Source organism: Corallibacter sp., from assembly GCF_048381695.1.
GTDB classification, from domain to species: Bacteria; Bacteroidota; Bacteroidia; order Flavobacteriales; family Flavobacteriaceae; genus Corallibacter; species Corallibacter vietnamensis.
In genome coordinates this window covers 87,762-111,247 of record NZ_JBLXHI010000004.1, presented here as the reverse complement: position 1 = coordinate 111,247, position 23,486 = coordinate 87,762, and the positions used below count along the sequence as shown (strand labels likewise).

At 31.2% G+C, this 23,486-nt stretch carries 20 protein-coding genes; 6 read left to right on the top strand and 14 right to left on the bottom strand.

What is annotated here, in order from left to right; genetic code table 11:
- Nucleotides 1-2 precede the first annotated feature (2 nt).
- The 3 genes from ACN5J3_RS07895 to ACN5J3_RS07885 form a co-directional block, all read right to left on the bottom strand.
- Nucleotides 3-878, bottom strand: a complete 876-nt coding sequence (locus ACN5J3_RS07895) for a glycerophosphodiester phosphodiesterase family protein (RefSeq protein WP_418511385.1) — start codon at nucleotides 876-878, stop codon at nucleotides 3-5.
- Nucleotides 865-1,710, bottom strand: coding sequence for a sterol desaturase family protein (locus tag ACN5J3_RS07890; RefSeq protein ID WP_417289957.1), 846 nt, complete (start codon nucleotides 1,708-1,710; stop codon nucleotides 865-867). Before ACN5J3_RS07890 ends, ACN5J3_RS07895 begins: the two co-directional genes overlap by 14 nt.
- Before the next feature lie 67 nt (nucleotides 1,711-1,777).
- On the bottom strand, nucleotides 1,778-2,272 hold the full coding sequence (locus ACN5J3_RS07885; RefSeq protein ID WP_418511384.1) for a YkgJ family cysteine cluster protein: 495 nt from the start codon (nucleotides 2,270-2,272) through the stop codon (nucleotides 1,778-1,780).
- 53 nt (nucleotides 2,273-2,325) lie between these two features.
- Here ACN5J3_RS07885 and ACN5J3_RS07880 point away from each other — a divergent pair, with 53 nt between their 5' ends.
- On the top strand, nucleotides 2,326-3,024 hold the full coding sequence (locus ACN5J3_RS07880) for a class I SAM-dependent methyltransferase (RefSeq protein WP_418511383.1): 699 nt from the start codon (nucleotides 2,326-2,328) through the stop codon (nucleotides 3,022-3,024).
- On the opposite strand, the gene ACN5J3_RS07875 is transcribed toward ACN5J3_RS07880, so the two are convergent.
- The 4 genes from ACN5J3_RS07875 to ACN5J3_RS07860 form a co-directional block, all read right to left on the bottom strand.
- Complete coding sequence (locus ACN5J3_RS07875; protein ID WP_418509604.1) at nucleotides 3,021-3,710, bottom strand: hypothetical protein; 690 nt, start codon at nucleotides 3,708-3,710, stop codon at nucleotides 3,021-3,023. The genes ACN5J3_RS07880 and ACN5J3_RS07875 overlap by 4 nt on opposite strands.
- Nucleotides 3,711-3,716: 6 nt before the next feature.
- Nucleotides 3,717-5,339: an amidohydrolase gene (locus ACN5J3_RS07870; protein ID WP_418511382.1), complete on the bottom strand. Its 1,623-nt coding sequence runs from the start codon at nucleotides 5,337-5,339 to the stop codon at nucleotides 3,717-3,719.
- Nucleotides 5,340-5,422: 83 nt separating this feature from the next.
- Nucleotides 5,423-7,168, bottom strand: coding sequence for a TonB-dependent receptor (locus ACN5J3_RS07865; protein WP_418511381.1), 1,746 nt, complete (start codon nucleotides 7,166-7,168; stop codon nucleotides 5,423-5,425).
- A gap of 72 nt (nucleotides 7,169-7,240) precedes the next feature.
- Nucleotides 7,241-10,267, bottom strand: a complete 3,027-nt coding sequence (locus tag ACN5J3_RS07860; RefSeq protein WP_418511380.1) for a tetratricopeptide repeat protein — start codon at nucleotides 10,265-10,267, stop codon at nucleotides 7,241-7,243.
- Between the two features lie 373 nt (nucleotides 10,268-10,640).
- On the opposite strand from ACN5J3_RS07860, the gene ACN5J3_RS07855 reads away from it, so the two are divergent.
- Together ACN5J3_RS07855 and ACN5J3_RS07850 are read left to right on the top strand one after the other, a co-directional pair.
- Nucleotides 10,641-10,784 (top strand): hypothetical protein, encoded by a 144-nt coding sequence (locus ACN5J3_RS07855; protein ID WP_418511379.1) that lies wholly within the window; start codon nucleotides 10,641-10,643, stop codon nucleotides 10,782-10,784.
- 1,556 nt (nucleotides 10,785-12,340) lie between these two features.
- Complete coding sequence (locus ACN5J3_RS07850) at nucleotides 12,341-13,030, top strand: cell division ATP-binding protein FtsE (RefSeq protein WP_418511378.1); 690 nt, start codon at nucleotides 12,341-12,343, stop codon at nucleotides 13,028-13,030.
- On the opposite strand, the gene ACN5J3_RS07845 is transcribed toward ACN5J3_RS07850, so the two are convergent.
- Both ACN5J3_RS07845 and ACN5J3_RS07840 read right to left on the bottom strand, forming a co-directional pair.
- Entirely contained in the window at nucleotides 13,027-13,947 is a 921-nt protein-coding gene (locus ACN5J3_RS07845) for a hypothetical protein (protein WP_418511377.1), read from the bottom strand. The two genes, ACN5J3_RS07850 and ACN5J3_RS07845, sit on opposite strands and share 4 nt — an antisense overlap.
- Complete coding sequence (locus ACN5J3_RS07840) at nucleotides 13,947-15,377, bottom strand: MBOAT family O-acyltransferase (RefSeq protein ID WP_418511376.1); 1,431 nt, start codon at nucleotides 15,375-15,377, stop codon at nucleotides 13,947-13,949. Before ACN5J3_RS07840 ends, ACN5J3_RS07845 begins: the two co-directional genes overlap by 1 nt.
- 215 nt (nucleotides 15,378-15,592) lie before the next feature.
- Between ACN5J3_RS07840 and ACN5J3_RS07835 the strand changes: the two genes are divergently transcribed.
- Together ACN5J3_RS07835 and ACN5J3_RS07830 are read left to right on the top strand one after the other, a co-directional pair.
- Nucleotides 15,593-16,480: a glycosyltransferase family 2 protein gene (locus ACN5J3_RS07835; RefSeq protein WP_418511375.1), complete on the top strand. Its 888-nt coding sequence runs from the start codon at nucleotides 15,593-15,595 to the stop codon at nucleotides 16,478-16,480.
- A 3-nt stretch (nucleotides 16,481-16,483) separates the two neighbouring features.
- Nucleotides 16,484-17,401 (top strand): glycosyltransferase family 2 protein, encoded by a 918-nt coding sequence (locus tag ACN5J3_RS07830; protein WP_418511374.1) that lies wholly within the window; start codon nucleotides 16,484-16,486, stop codon nucleotides 17,399-17,401.
- Here the strand turns inward: ACN5J3_RS07830 and ACN5J3_RS07825 are convergent.
- Nucleotides 17,395-17,808 (bottom strand): sugar 3,4-ketoisomerase, encoded by a 414-nt coding sequence (locus ACN5J3_RS07825; RefSeq protein WP_418511373.1) that lies wholly within the window; start codon nucleotides 17,806-17,808, stop codon nucleotides 17,395-17,397. The genes ACN5J3_RS07830 and ACN5J3_RS07825 overlap by 7 nt on opposite strands.
- Entirely contained in the window at nucleotides 17,805-18,626 is an 822-nt protein-coding gene (locus ACN5J3_RS07820) for a glycosyltransferase family 2 protein (RefSeq protein WP_418511372.1), read from the bottom strand. The genes ACN5J3_RS07825 and ACN5J3_RS07820 overlap by 4 nt, the downstream gene beginning before the upstream one ends.
- A gap of 228 nt (nucleotides 18,627-18,854) precedes the next feature.
- Here ACN5J3_RS07820 and ACN5J3_RS07815 point away from each other — a divergent pair, with 228 nt between their 5' ends.
- Nucleotides 18,855-20,006, top strand: coding sequence for a glycosyltransferase (locus ACN5J3_RS07815; protein WP_418511371.1), 1,152 nt, complete (start codon nucleotides 18,855-18,857; stop codon nucleotides 20,004-20,006).
- Here the strand turns inward: ACN5J3_RS07815 and ACN5J3_RS07810 are convergent.
- From ACN5J3_RS07810 to ACN5J3_RS07800, 3 genes are read right to left on the bottom strand one after another with little or no spacing between them, the layout of a single operon-like run.
- Complete coding sequence (locus ACN5J3_RS07810; protein WP_418511370.1) at nucleotides 20,003-21,313, bottom strand: O-antigen translocase; 1,311 nt, start codon at nucleotides 21,311-21,313, stop codon at nucleotides 20,003-20,005. The genes ACN5J3_RS07815 and ACN5J3_RS07810 overlap by 4 nt on opposite strands.
- A complete protein-coding gene (locus ACN5J3_RS07805; RefSeq protein ID WP_418511369.1) occupies nucleotides 21,314-22,414 on the bottom strand; it encodes a DegT/DnrJ/EryC1/StrS family aminotransferase in 1,101 nt (366 codons plus the stop codon).
- Entirely contained in the window at nucleotides 22,411-23,391 is a 981-nt protein-coding gene (locus tag ACN5J3_RS07800; protein WP_418511368.1) for a GNAT family N-acetyltransferase, read from the bottom strand. The genes ACN5J3_RS07805 and ACN5J3_RS07800 overlap by 4 nt, the downstream gene beginning before the upstream one ends.
- Nucleotides 23,392-23,486: the final 95 nt, after the last annotated feature.

Here is a 23,486-nt window from a genome sequence, read left to right as displayed (position 1 = left end):
TATTATTCAGACAATAAACCTAACAGCCTATCAGGGTAATCTGTAATAATACTATTTACCTTGTAGTTTATCATGGTTTGCATATCTGAAATTTCATTTACTGTCCAAGGTATTACTTGAAAACCAAGATCTTGATAGTGTTTTACTCTAGTTTTATCTAATAATTCAAAATAAGGACTGATAATTTCAGGGTTAAAACTTAAACTTGTTAGTTTTTCATCTATACTTTCATTTTCATCAACTAGCAGAGCTTGCTTCATAGTTGGTGCTTGTTTCTTTATTTCTTCTAGAATACGCACATCAAACGATTGTAAGTTACATCTATCAAAAACGCCATTTTCTTGTATCACTTGTAATACCAATGCCACATACTCTTTTGGAGCTGGAGTATAAACATTGTCATATTCTGGAGATGCTTTTATTTCAATATTATACTTTATATTAGGATTTAGAGAATCTGATTTTATAAAAACGTCTTGAAGTAATGGCTTAAAAGCATTCGTGTTTTTCTGTTCTGGAAACCTTGGGTGCTGCATGCTACCACAATCAAATTGCTTTATAGAATCATAAGTCATTTGATAAAAGTTAAAAACCTTATCTTGACTTATTGTTATTTTATCTCCATTAGGTTTTAAACAATAAAAGCGGCTCATAAAAGGTTCATGAGAAACCACAACCTTTTTATCTTTGGATATGGCCAGATCTAATTCTAATGTTTGCACGCCAAGTTCTATAGCTTTTGCAAATGCTGGCAACGTGTTTTCTGGTAATAAACCACGACAACCTCTATGCCCTTGAACACCTATTGTTTTTTTTTCGCTACAGCTTATCATAATAATTACAAGGGTAAGTAAAATAATAGATTTAAATAGTTTCATCACCTGGAATGGTTGTTGGTTTTTTATACTTCTGAAATGGTTGAGATAACAAATTTAATACGCGACTATTCTCTTCTTCATCAGGGAATACGTCAACACCATAAACAAGCTTATCACGATCTAACTCCATATAAGTTCCTAATAATCTATCCCAGATTGAGAAAATATTACCATAGTTTGAATCTGTATAAGGAAGAATGTAATGATGATGTACCTTATGCATATCAGGAGAAACAAAAAAGTAACTCATTGCTTTGTCTACTTTTTTAGGCATTTTAATATTGGCATGTGTTAATTGAGTAAAAATAACAGACAATGATTGATACAAAAACACTATAGCTATAGGTGTACCAACAATAAAAACACCTAAAATGGTAAACGAAAACCGAATAACACTTTCTATAGGGTGATGCCTATTTCCAGTGGTTGTATCTACTTTATGATCTGTATGATGCACCAGATGTACCATCCAAAGTGGTTTTACTTTATGCTCAACCAAATGCGCTAAATATGCTCCAAAAAAATCTAACAACATAACGCCTAACAAAGCATACAACCATAAAGGCATTTCTGGTAACCAATTAATAATTCCAAAGTTATTTACTTTAACCCAATCGGCTGTTTTTAGCAGTATAAAGGCTAGTCCAAAATTTATAATAATAGTAGTAAGTGTAAAAAAGAAGTTAGGCCAAGCATGTTGCCATTTTTTATAATTGAATTTAAAAAGCGGAATGGCGCCTTCTAAAACCCAAAACAGAGTAATACCACCAACAAGAAGTAAACTTCTGTGAAGTGACGGAATGGTTTCAAAATAATTTATTACAGCTTCCAAATGTGTTTTTTGTTTTAAATATACTAAAAAGTTGGAAGCTAAATAAGACTAAAACATCAAGGCTATATTAAAACTTTATTCGCTCTTTCATAGCTTCTACAATATTAAAAGCTGCTGGGCAAATAGCTACATTTTTCATGGTAAGATTTGATATTTGCTGAAACTTTTTTCTATCGGTATGCGGAAACTCTCTACAGGCTTTAGGTCGTACTTCATAAATAGAGCAATAATTGTCTGCTCCTAAAAACGTACAAGGTAGACTTTGCAGCACGTAATCGTTATCTTCATCAATACGCAAAAACTGATCAATAAACTGTTGCTGCTTCATTTTAAAATGTTTTGAAATTCTAGCAACGTCTTTATCTGTAAATAATGGCCCTGTGGTTTTACAACAGTTTGCACACTCTAAACAATCTGTTTTTTCAAACGCATCATCATGTAACTCTTGCATGATATAGTCTAGCTGTTTAGGCGGCTTTTTTTTAAGCTTTGTAAAGAAGGTTTTATTTTCCTTATGCTTATCTTTGGCGAGCTTTGGAAGATTGTTAATAATGTCTTGCATGCTACAAAAGTACTATTTTTAACGAGATGCAATATCTCTTTGCAACCTTACTTATGACTAAAGATTTATTTGGAAAAGCGTTACTAGATTATCAAAATGGTAATTATACAGAAGATATAATTACATCTACCAACATATCTGATGAAGACGAATTACCAATTCCTTATTTATTTAGAGGTTTCAAAGATATGCCTAAACTAGAGCAAAAAGCCTTACAATTATCAAAAGGTCTAGTTCTAGATGTTGGTTGTGGCGCAGGAAGTCATAGTTTATTTCTCCAAGAAAAAGGTCTTGACGTGCACGCCATAGACATTTCTCAAGGCGCAGTAAGTGTCGCTAAAACACGTGGCGTATTGCAAATAAATCAAAAAGATATTCTTGATGAGAAGAACACTTATGATACTATTTTACTACTTATGAATGGTACTGGTATTTTTCAAAAACTATCTCAAGTATCAAAATACTTATCACATCTTAAAACACTTTTAAAACCTGGAGGTCAAATTCTTATTGACTCTTCAGATATTGCTTATATGTACGAAGATGAAGATGGCGGCTTATGGATTGACACAAATGCCAATTACTATGGCGAGTTAGATTATTACTTAAGCTACAAAGGCGAAGAAGAATCGCCAATGACTTGGCTTTATTTAGACTTCAACACCTTGTACACCGCATGTAAATCCGTTGGTTTAGAATGTGAAAAAATTATGGATGGAGAGCATTTTGATTATTTGGCCAAACTTTACTAATTGCCGCAATGGGCATTGTAATACTCTGCTATTTTAATTAAATCTTCTTTTTTAAAAGCTTTACTGTTTATTTTTTTAACGAGGCTTGAGCAACCTTCAAAATACTTCATCGCTCGTTTTCTAAAAGACTTTGTTAAGCTGGTTCTATTAAAAACTTCAGGCTCTTGATTGTCTTTTAAAAACATTAATTCGTTATGATTTGACGGATAAAAAAATACCGTAGGTGTTGTGTTCAATCCAATGCCTCCACCAGCATTTACTCCACTACCATACATCGTTCCGTTTTGTACAGACACAGTTCGCCCAACCAATTTCATGTTACCATCAACAATCAATTGTACAAATCCCATTTTATTTCTTTTTAAATTAAAATACACTGGAATATAAGTTTCTTGTCGAGTTTTTTCAATACGCTTTCTATTCTTTCTTATGGTGTAAGTAATTGTGAAACGAATAGAATCGATTTCTTCTGGATCAAACTTCTTCTTTTTGTCTTTTCTTGTTTTTCTAAAGTTAAGAATGTCTTTATTTCCAATACTTATACCGGCATTCTGCATTCTTAAATCTCCTTCTCCAACTAATTGCTCTCCATTTTTTAAATAAACCGTTGCTTTAGTCCAGTCGTATTGAGAGTAGCTAAAAGCTGTTAGCATGAAACTTGTTAATAGTAATAGTAATTTTTTCATTATTTTTTATAGTGTTTCGCCTGCAATAAACGTTTTTAATACTTTGGTTTCAGGAATCAACTTCTCATTAACGGTCATAATATCGTTGTCTAATATAATGAAGTCTGCAAATTTACCTACCTCAATACTTCCTTTTTCAGCTTCTTCAAAATTAGAGTAAGCTGCCCAAATAGTCATACCTTTTAAAGCTTCTTCTCGCGTTAATGCATTATCACTATTAAATCCACCTTCTGGATATCCTTCTAAATCTTTCCTAGTTACAGCTGCATAAAACGTTAATAACGGACTCACTTTTTCAATAGGAAAATCAGTTCCTAAAGCAATTTTTCCTGATGCTTTTAAAAGTTCTTTATATGCATATGCACCATGAATTCGGTCTTCTCCCAACCTATCTTCAGCCCAATACATATCACTTGTAGCGTGTGTTGGCTGCACAGATGGAAGAATATTATTATTCTTAAAATAGTTAAAATCGTTATCGGTGATTATTTGTGCATGCTCTACACGCCAACGTCTATCTTTTTGAGTCTTTAAAACTTTCTCATAGGTTTTTAAAACAAATGTATTTGCGGAGTCTCCAATAGCATGCGTATTCATTTGATAATTTGATTCAGCTATCCTATTTGCTAATTTTTCATAAGCTTCAAGCCCTATAATCATAGCTCCAAAATGATTCTCTGCATCTGTATAAGGCTCTTTTAAAGCAGCTCCTCGAGAACCTAAAGCGCCGTCAGCATAAACTTTAACCGAACTCACATTAAGCTTATCTGTTTTTATTTTTCCTTTTGATAAATAATAATCTAAATTTTCGTTTGAATTACTAATCATAGCATACATACGCATTTTTAAATCACCTGCTTGTTGTAAACTATCAATTAGCTCGATCACAGGCTTATCTAATCCTGCATCATCAACTGTGGTAAGCCCTAAATTCTTACAAATAGTTTGTGCTTCTAACAACGCTTTAATTTGCTCTTTTTTTGTTGGACTTGGAAAAATGGCTCTAACCAATTCCATAGGATTATCTATTAAAACACCTGTTAACTCACCATTCGATTTTAAAATCTCTCCACCTTCTACTTTAGTATCTTTTGTAATTCCTGCTAAATCTAATGCCGCTTGATTACATAACATAGCATGACCGTCTATTCGTGTTAAAGCCACTGGAGTTCTTGGATACAGCCTATCTAAAAGGCGTTTATCAGGATACGTTTTATCTTCCCAGTCGTTTTGATCCCATCCGCGACCTAACAAAAATGTAGTGTTTCGTTGATTTTGAAAATCAACAACGCGTTTCATCATATCATTAAAACTTGTTGTTCCTGTTAAGTCTACACGATTCTGCTGTAATCCTAACCCGTAAAAATGACAATGTGCATCAATAAATCCAGGAAAAATACTTTTTCCTTGAGCATCAATAATAGTATCAGCCTCGTAACTATTTTTTAGTGTTTCTGATGTTCCTACCTCAACAAACTTTCCGTCTTTAATAGCAAAAGCTTCAGCTATGCTAAATGTGTTATCTACTGTATATACTTGGCCGTTTATAACCAATGCATCAACTTGTTTTTTTTCTTGCTGGCAAGCAAATACTAAAAAAATGATTGATAAGAGACTTATGTTTTTCATATTAAATGCTTTATTACACTTTGGTAAAAATAAAAAAAGCGCCCAATATTGAGCGCTTTTTGTTTTGATAGATTTTTTATGGTTTAAAAATCAAACTTATATGTTGCTCCAGCCAGTACTTGAATGGTTTGCACAGGATAGTTTGCCCAACGCATATAATCTTGATTAGCTAAATTATTTCCTTTTAGAAAAACTGATAGTTTATCATTAATATGATATCCTAGGTTTACATTGGCATCAAAATAACCATCAAGCGTAACGGTTTGTTGTATAAATGGCGTAAATAAACCTGAAAAAGCATTACTAGCTTCTCGTTCTCCCACATAAAACAGACTAGCTCCTGCATACCATTTTTTATTTATTTGATAATCGGCAAATAGAGACCCTTTGATACTTGGTAAGTTCCAAGCTTCAGCTTCTGAATCAACGTCATAAATAAAATAATCAGCTTTTAAGCCTAATGTGAAATTTCTATTTACATCAACACTTAAAGCTCCACCAAAACTAAACGTTGACACATCGTCATAAACAATACCATAAGAGTTACCAAAATGGTAGTTTTCAGAAGCACTAAAAACTTGTAAGCTGTTTACTTTGTATAAAGCTTTATCGCTTTCAGCCATATAATTTCCATGTATATCATAACTTACATTGTTAGATACTTTTCCTTTTAAACCAATGTAGCCATTATATTGCTGATCTGTTGGTAAAATATTTAGTGTTGGTGATACAAATGGATTTTCTTGCACTAAATCATAATACGTGTTTTGGTTTAATCCGCCTTGAATTCCTCCATAAGCAATAAGAATTTCATCAACAATTCTATATGAAGCTGTAATATTTGGATAGATGTAAAACTTGTTATCACTATTTTCAAAATCGCTTAAATAGTAAGCAGAAACTCCTAAATTCACAGTCAAATCATCTTGTGTTATTCTGTATGATGGCGATAAACCTACACTGAAGTTTCCGTATTTTACCTCATTTGCAGCCTGATAATTTTGATCAAATTTACCTCCTAAATATCCTATATTAATAGTGGTAGAAATCTCTTGATCTGCAATAGGAATATCGGCTGTTCCGCTTGCTGTAAAATAATTTTCACCAGAGCCATTGTTGTCTCCAAAATGTCTAAAAAACACGCGTCCAGATTTTATGTAGGTATCTTCAAATGCCATATCACCGCCTAAATGCGCACCGTAAAATGTGTGTCCTACATCTAAATCATTTGTAGCTGCAATTAGAGGCACAAAAGTGTTTATTGCGCTTGGTAAACCATACCAATTATATTTTTGATGCAAACCTCCTAACTCAACATTCCAGGTAAGATCTCTTAAACTTTTAGAATAATTTACTTGAAGTTTAGTATCATAAAAATCATCGTCTAATGCAACGTCTTTTATACCACCTTGCGATGAATGATGCGTAACATAACCGCTTACACTTTCTGTTCGGCTTAAAGCATGGTTTAGATAAACTTCACCTAAAATTGATGTATAACTTCCAAATCCTAATGTGGCATAGTTGTCATACAATTTCGCAGGTTCTTCTTTGTCTACTACGGCAGCTTTTCCTTTTGCTGGAGTAAATGTTGATGCTACAGGAAAAGAAAAAATATTGTATTCTATTTGCTTTTTTGCTGCTGTTACATCATCATCTAAAGACGGTTCTTCTTTTACCTTAAAAGCATCTGAAATAGTTGGTGTGTAAGGCTTAACAACATTAATAACATTTGTGCCAATTGTATCATTTTCGCGTTCTTGCGCCCAAGAAACAGTTGCTCCTGCTATTAAAAAAAGGGTTAATATATTATAAATGTGCTTTCGCATATATTTTGATTTTGTTTGATATTTTTATTTTTCTTTTTTTATAATTGTTTGAGACTATAAAGCTAGCTACAATTAATCTTCAGTTTCTGGTTGTACAGATGCATTGGTTTTAGCTTCTTCTGCTTTAATTTTGCTTAACTCTTCTTTGGCTTCAGAAACAACATCGCTATAATCTTTAAAATTCTCTATAACGCTTTCTAGTATATAAGTCGCTTGAAAAGCATCTTTAAGCGCATAAAAGTTTTTGGCCATGAGCACTAATCCTTTAGCACTATAGAGTTTGTATCCTGAATAGTCTTTTGCTAATTGCTGTACAACTTCATTAGATGCTTCATAATCACCTTCTTGGTTTTTAAAATATGCATTGTAGTATAAAGCTTCAGCTGCTGTCTCTCCTGTTGCTGTTTTTTCTACTTCGGAGTAAGCTGCTTTTGCTTTTGTTTCATCGTTGGTCTTCATTGCAGAACGCGCAATGATTACATGAGCATCGCTTTTTATTTTATTATCAATTTTAGATTGCGCCAATACTTTCTCGGCATAAGAAACCGCTTCATTGTAGTTTTCTAATTGATAGTTTGCTTTCATTAGATTAGATTGAGCAAAAACAACATTTTGCGGAAAACTAGCTTCTGTTTCTAAACGCTTTAGTACAGGTATTGCTTCATGCCAGTTTTTCTTTTCTAAATATACTTGAGAAAGTCTTGATAAAGATTCTTCAGTAAACTCGCTTTGTGGCGCATCAAGAACTGCAACATAATGTGGCGCTGCATTAGTTTTTAAATCGTCTTTGTAATATAGTTGCGCTAGGTAGAAATGTGCTTGCAATGCGTGAATTCCGTTAGGAAATTGATTTAAATAATTATTAAATTGACGAATAGCGTCATTACTTTTATTATCTAAATATTTTTTCTCTGCAGACTCATAAGTGGCATTGTCTAAATCAGTATCAGTGACATTTACATAATCTAGTGTTTGTACCCAGCTTGCATATTCGTCTACACGACCTAAATCAATATAAATTAACCTTGCTGTAGATACTGCTTGATTTGCCTCTGGAGTTCCTGGAAATGCTTTAGCGACGTTTTTAAATTTGGTTAATGCTTGTTCATTTGCGCTAGCGTTATAATGAACTAACCCTTGCCTTAACATTGATTTTGGAACTAATGAACTTCTGTCGTATTCTGAATTTAAGCGGTCATACATTTTTAAAGCTTTGACGTTTTCACCTTTTTTTACGTATGAATTTCCTAATTCATACATGGCATCGTCACGAAGTGTCGATTTTGGATATCGGTTAATGAAAGTCTCTAAATCAGCTATTTTTTTATTCACATTTCCGGCATAACCTTGACTCAATGATGCTTGAAAAAAAGCATAATCGGCGTCTACTTTATTAATTTTTATAGCTTCTTGATACGAAGCAATGGCACTATCATAATCACTAGATACGAAATAAGCATCTCCCAACCTTAAATAAGCATCATTTAAGCGAATAACATCATCACTGTGGTTTGCTATAAATGTTTTGAAATGCTCGGTTGTTTTTGGATAATTCTTTTGCTTAAAATAAGTGTAAGCTAAATTGTAATCAATGTTTGTTACCTCTGGAGTAGTTGTAGAAACTGTTTGCTGCTGAAATTGCTTAAATCCTATTAAAGCATCTTCATAATTTGTTAAACTATAATCGGTTTCGGCTTTCCAGAATGTTGCTCTAGCTGTGTATATATCCTCAATAGGTTCTTTTAAAGATTTATCAAAAAGTGTTTCTGCTTCTTGATAGTTACCTTCATTATACAGCTCTAATCCTCTGTAAAAAGTAACCTTTTGATAAGCTACCTTGTTTGCATAACTTCGTTTTCCTTCTAGTAATTTAAGAGCTTCTTGATAATTCTTTGAAGTAATGTAAGAGTCTATCAATAACGTTTCTATTTCTTCTTTGTATTGAGTATCAGAATACGTTTCTAAATAGCTTGTTAGTACTTGTGGTACCGACTGATATGGGTTTCCTATTTCATAACTTATTTTAGCATAATTAAGCCAAGCATCCTCTTGAATTTTCAAATCATAATCCATTTGAGATGCGTTTCTAAAGGCATTTAGTGCTTCTTGCTTTTTATTTAAATGCACATAGCTTTCCCCTAAATGATAGTAGGCATTTTGAGCTACGCCATTATCACCACCTATTATTTTATTAAATTCAGAAATAGCATTTTCATAATCACCTTGCTTATAATAAGCATATCCCAATTGATAATAATCTGTGTTATTCCACTTTCCTTTTTTTCCTCGGTATTCTTTTAAGAACGGAATAGCTTCATCGTATTTTTCTAGATTAAAATAACTTTCTCCAATAATTTTATTGAGTTCAGATGTTTCGTTTCTATCGCTTTTAGATAGTTGCGCTTTGGCAAGTTTGATAGCCTCTTCAAATTTTCCTAATTTAAAGTTTAAGTCAGCTTGATAGTAAGACAACTTTTCTTTGTATTTCTCTTGATCACTTACTTGATCAAAATATGTATTGGCTGTATTGTAATCATCACCTTCATATGCCATAAAACCTATGTAATACTTGGCTTGAGAGCCGTACTTTTGTGAGCTCTCTAAACGAGATAAGTGTTTTTTTGCAGATGCATAATCTTTTGTAACAAAGGCCACATAACCGTTGTTAAAACTAAATTTGTCGCGTTCTGATCTAGCTAACGAAGATTCATCAACCTTATCATACCACTTTTTAGCATATGCATATTTTCCATTAGCAAAGTAATAATCTGCTACATCAAGAAAAGCTGAATTGCGTTTGGTACTCATTGGGTAATCTTCAACAAAATCCTCAATTAACTGATCGGCGTTTTGCTGGTTTAACCTAACTGCACAATTGGCTATGTAATAGGCACAATCTGACAATAACTCTTCAGATTTGGCGTCTTTTTTTATTGTTTTAAACAATGTTTGAGAAGCTAAATATTGTTGATTATTATACAACATCAAAGCCTTTTGATAAGCAACCAAGTCGCTAGTATAAACAGCAGACTGTTGTGCCTGCATGTGAAATAAGGCTCCAAGAATTAATATAAAAGCGGTGATTTTATGTTTAATCATTAAGTTTTATTTTTATAAACATCAAAGATAATTCAATCTATTTTTATAACGGTATAATTGTATTTTAATTATAAACACTGTTATCAAATACACAAAAAAGCTTTAACTATATTAAATAATTTTGATTTAAAAACAAGACTTTTACAACAATTGGAATTTGTTTATTATAAAAAACATGTATTATTTCCTTGTTATAATGAAGCAAGTAGAATTATTCTTCAGGGTTTTGGAATTTCAAAGAAAACAGACCGATATAGATTTGTATTTGTAAATGATGGTAGCTCAGATGATACCAAAATATTAGTTAATAGCCTTGCTAAATTTCATCAAATACACATTGCATTTGGCAAAAATTAGGTAAAGGCGAAGCTATATGACAAGCTTTTTACAGATAGACGCTGCTTATAAACCCATTGGTTATCTTAATTCTGTTTTATCTACATCGCTTCAAGAGATAGAAAGCCCAATGGCTATAGCCAAAAAAAAACAACAAGCCTTATTATGGGTTTTTTTATAAAATTGGTTGATAAACAAATATACCGACGGCTTATGGCACTATTCTGGTAGAATGCTTGCTACTTAAATTGATATTTTTATTTAAAACTTGAATTTACGACACCCAATGTGGGGCAAAAATTATAGAATACCGTTTAGCAAAAACCTGTGTAATCAACCTTTTAAAACTAAATGGGATTTGATGTATAATTTTTTTACGAGGAAAATTAAGTACGGCACGCCCTATTGCCTTGACAATTTTACCGTATACCTTTTAAAAACCTGAAAAGCCATAGGCAAATCAAAAATTACAGGATTTGATATTATGAAGTTACCTTTTGATTTTTTAAATTCATAAACATTACCGATGAAAACTTTAAAGTTTCTAAATAGTAAAATTTCTAAATATCCAGTTGCCAAACTATTAGCTTACCGAATTTTTTACGTTTTGTTGTACTATGATATAACGCAATAACCATTTTGCCAGATACTCAAAACAAATAGATTTGAAGCAAACACCTTATTTTTTTAATATTATTAATTTCTTGGAGAGCGCAATGATTTTCCGACACTTATTGCTTTTGTTGGTGGCAATTTAAAGATTTGGTGTTTTTTCAGTTGATATTTGGACTTTTAGCAATTGCTTAATATGCTTTTTTGGTTAAAAATCACAAGATATTTTTTTGCATTTTGGTGCTCTATCAAAGTACATCCTTATTATGTTATTTTTTTTGATTTTGGCCACCACAGAAAAACAAACTTGGCTTTTATGCTAACATCTTACATTGTGGTTTATTGAAAAATTTCATATTCTAAAAATTTAGCTTGGAATAAAACACTATTTGAATTCTATCCTTATTAAATTCTTATATTTGGTAAGACCTGTATTTATTTATGTTCCCATGGGCTTTTCATTTTTTTTTGGTAAAAATTTCAATTTTTAGAAAAACATTTATAAAATCTATATGTCGCCTTGCTTCCGCCATACTTTTTAGCTGGTGTTCGGTAAACGAAAAAACATCAACTTTTAAGCTCTTACTATGGGAATAAATTTCTCAAACCCACCCCTTTTTGAAAAGCGCCGAAGGATCGGTTAATAGGGATATTTTTGTAAAACACGAGAATTGAGGCAAAACCTGCCAAAAAAGAGGTATGCCATGACAGCTTGGTATGCTCGATGAATGATTGAAAAACAGTTTGCCAGGCAGGACTTGTGTACAAGCTTGGAGAAAATCTCTATTTGATAGCATATCCAGATTTATGCAAAGCAAGTATTATTTCCCTTAAGGATTTTTGGTTTGCAATATTATGAATACCAAAATTTCAAAACATTTGTTAAAAGACGAGGTTTGACGGAATATGTACAAAAGGTTTTTTTTAACTTTATCCATGCGCTTTTATTTGTTTTGTTTCGTTTTAAAAAAAGTAAACCTTTGACACCGACATCTTGATATGAATTATACTTGTGGCCTTGCACCAGGCTTTGAAGTAGTTTATGGTTTAAATTCACGTTTTCCTTTCCTATTCCCCCCAATTGTTTACTTTGTGGTATAAATGTAACGACCCTAAAAAATAACTATGCAAAACGTACTTTATCTTAAAGATGCTTCCATATTTCAAGGTGAAAACCTCGTGCTTTCAGACATTAACATTGAAATAAACAAAGGCGAATTTGTTTACTTAATTGGTAAAACAGGAACCGGAAAAAGTAGTTTTATGAAAACACTTTATGGTGATTTACCTCTTACTAAAGGCGAAGGAAGTATTGTTGATTTTAACTTAAGAACACTAAAGGAAAAGGAAATCCCGTTTTTAAGAAGAAAATTAGGCGTTGTTTTTCAAGACTTTAAGCTTCTCAATGACAGAACTATCAATGAGAATTTGCTATTTGTTTTAAAAGCTACTGGCTGGAAAGACAAAAAAGATATGATGACCAGAATAGAAGAAGTACTTAATAAAGTAGGTATGAAAACCAAAGGCTTTAAGTTTCCTCACGAACTTTCTGGTGGAGAACAACAACGTGTTGCCATAGCCAGAGCTTTACTTAACAATCCAGAATTAATTCTTGCTGACGAACCAACAGGTAATTTAGACCCTCAAACTAGTATTGAAGTTATGGAAGTACTTCAAGACATTAACAAAAATGGAAACACTATTTTAATGGCTACCCACGATTATGCTTTACTATTAAAATACCCAAGCAAAACATTAAAATGTGATGACAACCAAATTTATGAAGTAGTACAACGAAGCAAAACAACCACTTAATAAAAGTTTAAATAATCATTAATAAGTAAGCTGCATTTTTTAGCTCCTTGCGCATTTAAATGATCTGCATCGTAAAAATCCTGTAACTGGAACCTAAAGTCACTAGATAAATCCACTCGTGTAACGTTTGAATTGGTTTTTGTCAAATAATCACAAGTCTTATCAATTTTTATAAGCTTTTCAGGATTTAAATGATTAAGATAATCTGGATAGACTGGCATGTTAACCAACAGCACTTGTATGTCTCTTTGTTCACAAAAAGTTATCATCTTTTGAATCCTTTCGGTATTCTGATTAAAATCCATCGAACCATCTTCATGTTTTCTAGCAACAACTTTTGACAGATAGGCCATTTCTAATGAATCCACGGTTGATTGATATGTATTTCCCCAACCTCTTTCATCGCAACCAATCAAAGTGCCTTCTTCTTGGTAATCAAAAAAAGTTTTAAAAGTCTTATCAAACTTCCTTGTTAATGCCAGACTGTATTTTTTAGGATCATACCAATCTATCAAAGGGACTTTCAATCCCATTTGAGCCTCATAAAAATATTTTCTCCAAATATCTTCTTGGGTATTATCTACTTGACTCAAAGTGGTATATTCCACAGATATAATAAGGTATTTTAAACTTGGTAAATGGTCAATGTGTTTGTAAAATAACATGCTATCAAAATAAATAGTCTGACTCACATTTGATAGGTTGTAGGTTTTTAAAGAAAGCCATTCTGGGTTTATGCCATAAAATGTATGTGAATCTCCCAACACAAGTATTTCAACATCATCCATCTTATTGGAAATCTGCTCATGCTTATAGGTATAATTATTTGGAACCGAACGGTAAAATAATTCAGCACACATCAAAACAACCATTATTGGAATAATAAATAGACTGGTATGTGTAAGCCATTTTTTCATTAAAACTGAAAATATATAAACGGTTGTGTGTCTCCAGCAAAATAAAAAACAACAAACACCAAAACATAATAAATAGCCATCCGTAAGGGTTTATGTTTTATAAAATCTATTTCCAAAAGGTGCTTTTTATCTCTTTGGAGCCATTCAAGAACCATATAAATAATCAGGAATAATACCAAGCCCCTAGAAACTGTTGGGAACGAAAACAATGACATGGTAAACATCCCCTTAAAATACAAAATGGCATGAGTAACATGTTCCGCCCTAAAAAACACCCAAGCTAAAAGCACAATGAGGAATGTAAAGCTCATTTGTAAAGTGGTTTTAAAACTAGGTAACCATTTTCCTTTATCTGCCACGTTCGTGAAACTGGGATGTGTTTTCTTAAATACATTAGGTAGAAAAAAAAGAGCATGAATCAACCCCCAAATTATAAAGGTCCAATTGGCGCCATGCCAAAAACCGCTTAAAATAAAAACGACAAAAATATTGCGTATCCACTTGGGTCTGGACACTTGATTCCCTCCAAGAGGAATATACACATAATCGCGAAACCAAGTACTTAAAGAAATATGCCATCGTCTCCAAAATTCGCCTAGATTCCTTGACAGATAAGGTGAATTAAAATTTTGCATCAAATCAAACCCTAATAATTTAGCTGAACCTATGGCAATATCAGAATAACCTGAAAAGTCACCATAAATTTGGAAAGCAAAAAAGAAAGCCCCAAAAAACAAGGTGCTTCCACTATACTCTGTGTAGTGATTAAAAATCTCGTTTACAGCCAAAGCACAATTATCTGCTATCACCATTTTTTTAAACAACCCAATCAAAATAAGTTTTAATCCCAATATACTCTTATGATAACTAAAAGACCTACCTTTTAAAAACTGTGGCAATAAGCTTGAAGCACGTTCTATAGGACCGGCTACTAATTGTGGAAAGAAAGCTACAAATGCAAAAAATGACAATGGACTACTGGTTGGTTTTACCTTATATTGATAAATATCAATGGTATAGCTTAAAGTTTGAAATGTATAAAAGCTAATACCAACAGGTAACAAAATTTGTAAAGTTGTTGACTCTAGCGACCTACCAAACAGCACAAAGACTTGATTAAAACTATCTACAAAAAAATTAAAATATTTAAAAAAACCTAATATCCCTAAATTCATAACTAAACTAATACCTAGTAAAAGTCTACGTTGATTTTTAATAGTTGTTTGAGCCATTTTTTTTCCAACTAAAAAATCTACTAATGAACTTAAAATTATTAAACCTAAAAAACGCCAATCCCAGCAAGCATAAAAGAAGTAGCTAACTATTACTAAAAAAGCATTTTGAATTTTATAAGTTGCTTTAAAAACAAACCAATATAGAAAGAATACAACTGGAAAAAAAACAGCAAAATCTACAGTATTGAATAACACAGCATCAAATTAGTTAGCATATAATAATTTTAGTAAATATAGGTAATTAAAGAAAAACAAGCATATTACTTTGATGTAAATAAACAGAACAAGACAAATACTTGGAATATAGTTTATGCTATTCCGTAGTCGGTCTTCAATAAACCTTTTAGATATAGATTTCACTTCTGTTTTCAACTTTATTGACTAAATTTGAAAACGAACTATACCCCTGTATGATTTCTATTTTAATCCCTACATATAATTACAATGTGTTACCTCTTGCAAAGAATTTAGTAAACCGTGCAAAAAAGCAAGGCTTAATCTTTGAGTTAATTTGTATGGATGATGGCTCAAACTCTGTCGAAAATAAATCTAACAATAATATAAACTCATTACCTAATTCTAAATTTATTGAGAGAAAAACAAACCTTGGAAGAACCGCAACCAGACAAGCTCTTGCTAAAGAAGCTAAATACGACTGGCTGCTTTTTCTGGACGCTGATATAACTCCAAAAAACGACGCCTTTATATCACAATACACCGCGTTTGTTTCAGAACCCTACGATGCCATCTTTGGTGGTTTTGCTTACAACCCTGAAGACTACAAACCTAATAAATCATTGCGATATACATTTGGAAAAAACCGCGAAGAAGTTGATGCTCACAAAAGAAATAATAACAAATATAAATTCATTATTTCTTCAAATTTTATGATAAAAAAGCATGTTTTTTTCAAAATAAACGCTTTAAATTTAAAACCCGCTTATGGTATGGATTATGTTTTTGGGCATCAATTAAGTATAAATAAAGTCCCTATTCTACATATTAACAATGAGGTTTATCATTTAGGAATTGATGACAACATAAACTACTTAAAAAAGACCTCCCAAGCGTTACACACACTTTCTGACCTACACAAAAGCAACAATATAAATGATTCACACATAAGCCTCATTAAAGCTTACAGTTTTCTAAAAAAGGCTAACATGCTTAAAGTTTTTAGGGTCTTAACGAAACCTTTCATTAATCAAATGAAAAAATATTTACTAAAAAATAAAGCACCCAATTTGTTTATTTTTGATTTATATAGGTTAAGTTATTTTTGCAATATTACAACATAGTCTATGAAGCCTTTTTTCTCGGTAATTATACCATTATATAACAAAGAAAAGCACATAAAAGAAACTATTTTTAGTGTTTTAAATCAGTCTTTTGTTGATTTTGAGGTTATTATTGTAAATGATGGCTCTACTGATAACAGCTTAGAAGTCGTAAAAAACATAATCGATGCTAGAGTTCATATTTACAATAAAACCAACGCAGGTGTATCTTCTGCAAGAAATTATGGGATAAAAAAAGCAGCTGCAGATTATATTGCTTTTTTAGATGCTGATGACATTTGGGATGACAACTTTTTATACGAGATAAGTATTTTAATATCTAATTATCCTAAAAACAAGGTTTTCTCAACCGCCGCTAAAATTAAAAGCCCAAAAGCATTATACAATGCTGATTATTTTTGTATTCCTAATAACGAGGTAGCTGTTCTTAATTATTTTAAAGCTAGCTTAAAGCACCCAATTATACACAGCTCTTCCGTGGTTATCAATAAAGACATCACGCATGAAATTGGTATATTTAATGAAGGTTTGAAAACGAGTGAAGATTTAGATTATTGGATAAGAATAGGATTAAAGTATCCTGTTGTTTTTAAAAAAACACCCTTAATTACCATTAATGTAACCGATAATAGTTTAACCAAATCTAACAGAAATCACTACAAAGCTTTAGACTATTCTAAATACTTAAAGCATTATGATTCAGTTGATTTTTTAGAGGATTATATTAACAAAAACATATACTCGTCTATCATTAAATATAAATTAATAAATGACAAAAAACATAGTAACACTCTTAAAGAAATTCTTAATTACAAAAAGCTATCCTTAAAGCAACGGTATATTATTGCTTCCCCAAATGCTTTACTAAAGTGTGGCGTAAAACTATTCAGAATACTTAATAACAAAAAAAACTATTATTGATTTTTAAAATCTAAAAATTGCTTATAGTCCCTTATATAGTCATCTTCATCAAAAACTTCAGACGCTAAAACTAAACATACAGATCCTGAAGAAAAATTTTCTAATTCTCGCCATATTCCTGTAGGTATTAGTAATCCTTTGCTGGGTGTATTAAGAGTTATTTTTTCTTTTGTTTTTCCATCGTCAAGAACCACATCAAAACTACCACTTAAAGCTATTAAGACCTGATGTAATTTTTTATGAGCATGTCCTCCTCGATATGCGCCTGTTGGCACATCATACAAATAATAAACACGTTTTACCGGATAAGGTAACACCTCTTTTTCAATAACAGCCAAGCTACCTCTAGGGTCTTCGATTTTTGGAATTTCAATTATTTCTATATTTGATAGTGTTACTTTATTCATTTCTGTATTTGTTTATATTTACGAATTCCTTTTAGAGCTACATTAAATTTAGGAATAACTTGATCAAAACCAATCAAACCTCTTCGTAATAAGGCAAACATAAGCTTTATAGCATAAAAATACGCAAAGAAACCTTGTAATTTATAATGCATTGCCGCTCTGCCAAAAATATACCTATCCGATGTTACATCATCACTAGAACTTACAGGTTTATGAATCACTATAGTTTCTGGCACAAAATAAGAAGGTATTCCTTTTTCAAATATACTTCTAAAGAAAAATACATTTTCTCCTTCTTCAAAAGTAGCTCCTAGCCCAAAATTTTCATTAAAATTAATATTATTCTTAATTAATTCTTTTGTTTTAAAAGTAATTTCAATTGATAGTATTTTTCTGTAAAATTTAAAAAGCGTTGTGATTTTCTGTGGATAATTACTGTAAGGCTTTCCTTCTGTTGTTAGAGTTTTAAAAGTTAAGACAGATGCTTTATTATTGTTTTTATAAGCTTCAACTATTTTTTTTTCAAAGTGTTTTAAATATATCACATCATCATCAGCGAGTAAACAAATCTCTCCAATTGCATTATTTACAGCCAAGTTTCTACTTTTTGAAATCCCTCTCTCAAAAGAATTAATAACTCTTATGTTGGCTTTATTTGATTTTAAAAGATTGCTCTCTGTAGTTTGATTTATTATCAATATTTGATAATCATCAAGATCATTATTCTGAAACATCACAGAAAGAAAATCTAGTGAATCCCTATTCATTGTCGCAATAAGAATCTCTAACTCACAAGAGTTTTTTTCTATATTATTCATGTAATCAAATATCTTACTTCTGAAAAAAAGCTAAAACTTGTATTAATAAAACACCTATTATAGCCATCATTAATTAAGCTTACAAATTATCTTCTTTGAGGTTTTAGATAGTTTTCAACGAAAATAATTTTGTGTACTTTTGAAAGCAAAGGTATCAAAATATGTACGAAACCACTATTGTAAAATAATCATGTTTTATACCTTATCTATAATAGGCAAAAAAACTACATGAAAATACTCTTAATAGGCGAGTTTAGCAGATTACATAATTCTCTTAAAGAAGGTTTATCTCAATTAGGGCATGATGTTACCTTAATAGGGGCTGGTGATTTGTTTAAAAAATATCCTGTTGACATAAATATTGCTCCTGTATTTTTCAAAAAAAAAGCCCCTGTGTTTTTTAGAAAACTAATTCATAAAATTACTGGTTTTGACATAGCCGATGTTGAAACCTATCTAAAAGTAAAATCTAGACTTACTGATTTACAAGATTATGATGTTGTACAATTGATCAATGAAGACGCTTTTACAATGCATCCAAAAATGCAAATTTCAATATTAAAGCGTGTAATAAATCAAAATAAAAAACTCTATTTACTTTGTTGTGGTGACGACTACATAACCATTAATCACTACTTAAAAGAAGAATTAAAATATTCTATTTTAACACCTTATTTAAAAAACAGAACACTAAAAAAACAATTTTCGTATTCTTTAAAATACACGACAAAGTCATACAAAAAATTACACGAGTTTATAAAAAAACATAGCCAAGGAACTATTGCTACAGATATAGACTATCATTTACCAATGCTAAATCACAAGCAATACTTGGGTTTAATTCCTAACCCTATAAACACTAATAAACTTTCTTATACACCTTTAAGTATTGATGGAAAAATTATAATTTTTCACGGTATAAATAATATGAATTATATAAAAAAAGGCAATGCCTTTTTTGAAGAAGCCTTAAATATTATTCAAAAAAAATATACCAATAGCGTTGAGACAATAACAACTCGAAGTTTACCTTATAGCGAGTATATTAAAACATACAACAAAGCGCATATTATTTTAGATCAAGTATATGCTTATGATCAAGGCTACAACGCTCTAGAAGCTATGGCCAAAGGTAAAGTAGTGTTTACTGGTGCAGAAAAAGAATGGCTTGACTACTATCATTTAAAAGAAGATTCTGTTGCTATAAATGCACTTCCTGACGCTACTGCAATAGCAAAAAAACTTGAGTGGCTTATTCTTAACCCTGAAAAAATTCTTGAAATTTCTAAAAATGCACGAGCTTTTATTGAAAAAGAGCATGGTTACATAACTATAGCTAAAAAATATCTTGATATATGGCAAGACAATATCAATAACTAATCTTCTATTTCAGGATCCTCGGGAAGCACACCAAATAATGAAGAGCTAAAAATTAATAAAATTATGCCATAGTATAGCACATAAGTAACAAAGTGCGCAATATTAGCTCCCTTTACACCATACAAATCAATAAAATACATACTAGAAACATAAAAAATAGTTACAGAAAAAGCTTCAGTAATAATATAATGCCAAAACATTTTTTTTGCTAAAAATTGATAAGCTATCACAATAGATAATACTTTAACAAAATCACCTAGTAGCTGCCAAAGAAACAAATCCTCTACAGGCTTAAACTCTGCCGAAAAAATAATGGAAATAATAAAGGGTCTCAATAAATAAATCACCAAAAGGCCTAATGCAAAAACCGGGATAATGGTTTTGTAAAACCCAAAAACTTCTTTTCTAAACTCTTTAACGCTATCTATTTCTGATAAACGAGGCAACACATACAAGCCTAAAAGCGAACTTACAAACATTAGGTAATACTTTGATATACGATTCATAGCTTCCCAAAACCCAGCTTCTCTCAACCCTATGTTTTCAGAAATATAATTACGTATAGCAAGCGCCACAATAGGTAATACAATAGCTGAAAACAAAGCCATAATAGAATAAGCACTTAACTTTTTAATATAGCCAATACTAATACTCTTTATTTTGATAAGCGGTATTAAGCTACGCTGATAAGAAATACCAACCATTGTTATTAAAAAAATTAATGACTCTGCTATAGCAACGGCAACCAAAGCGCCATCTATTTTATCTTTATAAATCAATAAAATGGTTATAGATGTGCCTAAAATTTGCCCAATAATATTTATTATAATTAGTATTTTAAACTTTGAAAAACCATTTAAAATAGAAAACGTAAACAGGTTTAATGAGTAAAAAGGAAGCGCAACAGCTAGTATTTTTATTACATAGGCATAATCATTATATGTCGCAAAAATTTGATCATTTATATAGTCGGCATTAAAATAACACAAGAAGGAAACAATAACCGTAGAGATAAACCCTAGATAAAAAACTGTAGAAACTGTTTTACCTAACTCAACAGCATTATTTTTAAACTCTGCAATGTATTTTACAACCCCGTTATAAATTCCTAATGTTGCAAAAGTTTGAGCCGAGCTTAAAAAGTTTCTTAAATTTCCTATTAAAGCAAGTCCTTCAGCTCCTACAAAAAGCGCAATTGTTTTAGATGTTAAAAAACCGGTGATTATTTTAGTAATTACAGATGCCGAGTTTAACGATGCAACTTTAACTAAAACATTATTGTCTATATATTTTATTAACCGCTTCAATTAATAGGCATTTAAAACTTTTATAACATAACTCACTTCGTCATCTTGCAATACAGGACTCATCGGAATGCTCACTATTTTTTTATGAATTTCATCAGTAATTGGCAACTTCAAATCTGAATACACCTTTAAAGCTTCTTGCTTATGAGGCGGAATTGGATAATGAACTAACGTCTCTATTTTATTATCAGTCAAATAGTTTACAAATTTATCTCTTTCTTCTACCAAAACAACAAACACATGAAAAACATGATCTTTTGAATGATTATAACGAGGTAATATTATTTTTTGGTTGTTTATTTCAGTACTATATCTTTTTGCTACCTGACGACGCCTTTCATTTTCCTTATCAAGACCATTTAGCTTAACATTTAAAAACAAGGCTTGTAACTCATCTAGTCTATTATTATAACCTATAAGCTCATTTACATATTTTACATCAGAACCATAATTTCGAAGTTTTTTTATGGTTTCTGCTAATTTATCATCATTTGTCGTTACTGCTCCGGCATCACCAAGGGCTCCTAAATTCTTGCTTGGATAAAAACTAAATGCAGCTGCATGACTTAAATTACCAGCTTTTTTAGAGTCTTTATTTATAGCGCCATGCGCTTGAGCTGCATCTTCAACAACTAATAAATTATGTGTTTTAGCAATATTTAAAATCGTATCCATTTCAGCTAATTGCCCATAAAGATGAACAGCTAAAATAGCTTTGGTTTTTGATGTTATATGCGTTTTTATTTGGCTTACAGAAATATTATACGTTTCCTTGTCTGGTTCAATAAAAATAGGCTTAAGCCCTGAATTAACCACAGACAATATACTTGCAATATATGTATTTGCTGGCACCAAAACCTCATTACCTTCCTCTAACATTCCTAATGCAATATAAGCCTTAAAAATTAAGGTTAAAGCATCAAGTCCATTACTAATTCCTATACAATGCTTTGTTTCACAGTAAGAAGCAAAATTAGACTCAAAAGTTTTAACTCCGTTTCCTAAAATATAATATCCTGAATTTAAAAACTTCTGAAATTCTTCAACAAATGCACTCTCATAAGTGGCATTTACCTTATGCAAATCTAAAAACTTAATCATTTTAAAATTGTATTTAGATTCTTGTAATTTGATGTTTCTATTTTATAAAAATTTTGTGAAATACTTCTAGCTCCAAAAGATTCTTTCCATGCTAACAATCCTTGATTAATTTGTTTGCCTTGGTTTTCATTACTAATTCCGAAATCAAAATATTTTTTTGAAGCGAAAACATCTTCTATAAGGTGGTGAAATATCATATCTAGACTTCCTAACTCTTGTTTTTGATTATTTGCAGAAATATATTGAGCGTGAGCTACCATTTCAGATTCAAAAATAGTGGTTCCTGCTACTATTTCATCATTTTTATACACATTAAATTGCCTAATATTTTTAGGAAATTTAGATTTTAAGTAGGTTATCTCTTGTAATGTGTGAACAGGCTTAACATTAAACCTGTCTCTTAAATTGGGGACTAAAATTTGATTCCAAAAAGCACTCAAGTCTTCTTCTTCTTTTACAACTAAATTTTGCTTTTTTGCTTTTTTCAAACCTCGTTTTCTATTTGAACTTGTAAGCTCAAGCTTGTGAGAGTTTTCTATAACCATTGTAATATCGCTTCTCACTAATTGGGCGTTTAAAATAAACATAAAGTAATCTAACGTGTCACTTGGAAGCTTATTATAAATTCTTGGTAACATTTTTAACACCAAATCATTAACACCTAATTTATTAAAAAAAGTCAATAACTCTTTAAAAACATTCAAAACATCAGTAAATACAGCTTGATCTTTTAATAACAAGCCGCCATAGGTTAACCCTTGGTGAGAATATATCGTATCTCCGTTTTTATTAGCAGGAAATAAAGCCACCAACGTGTCGCCTTTAAAAATCATTTTTGATGCATCTTCAAATCTGTCTTGATGATACTCTATAAAGTCACGATGAAATAAAAATGTGGCATTTTTTGCTTGTGCTACAAAGCTATTCCATTCGTCATAATATTCTGATGTATAAGCAACAACGTTATAGTCGTTCATTAATTTTTATTTAAAATATTGAAACAATACTAACTTAAGGTCTAAAATACTTATTATTTTAAAATATTTGGTTTGTACTAAAGTTTTATTGCTTT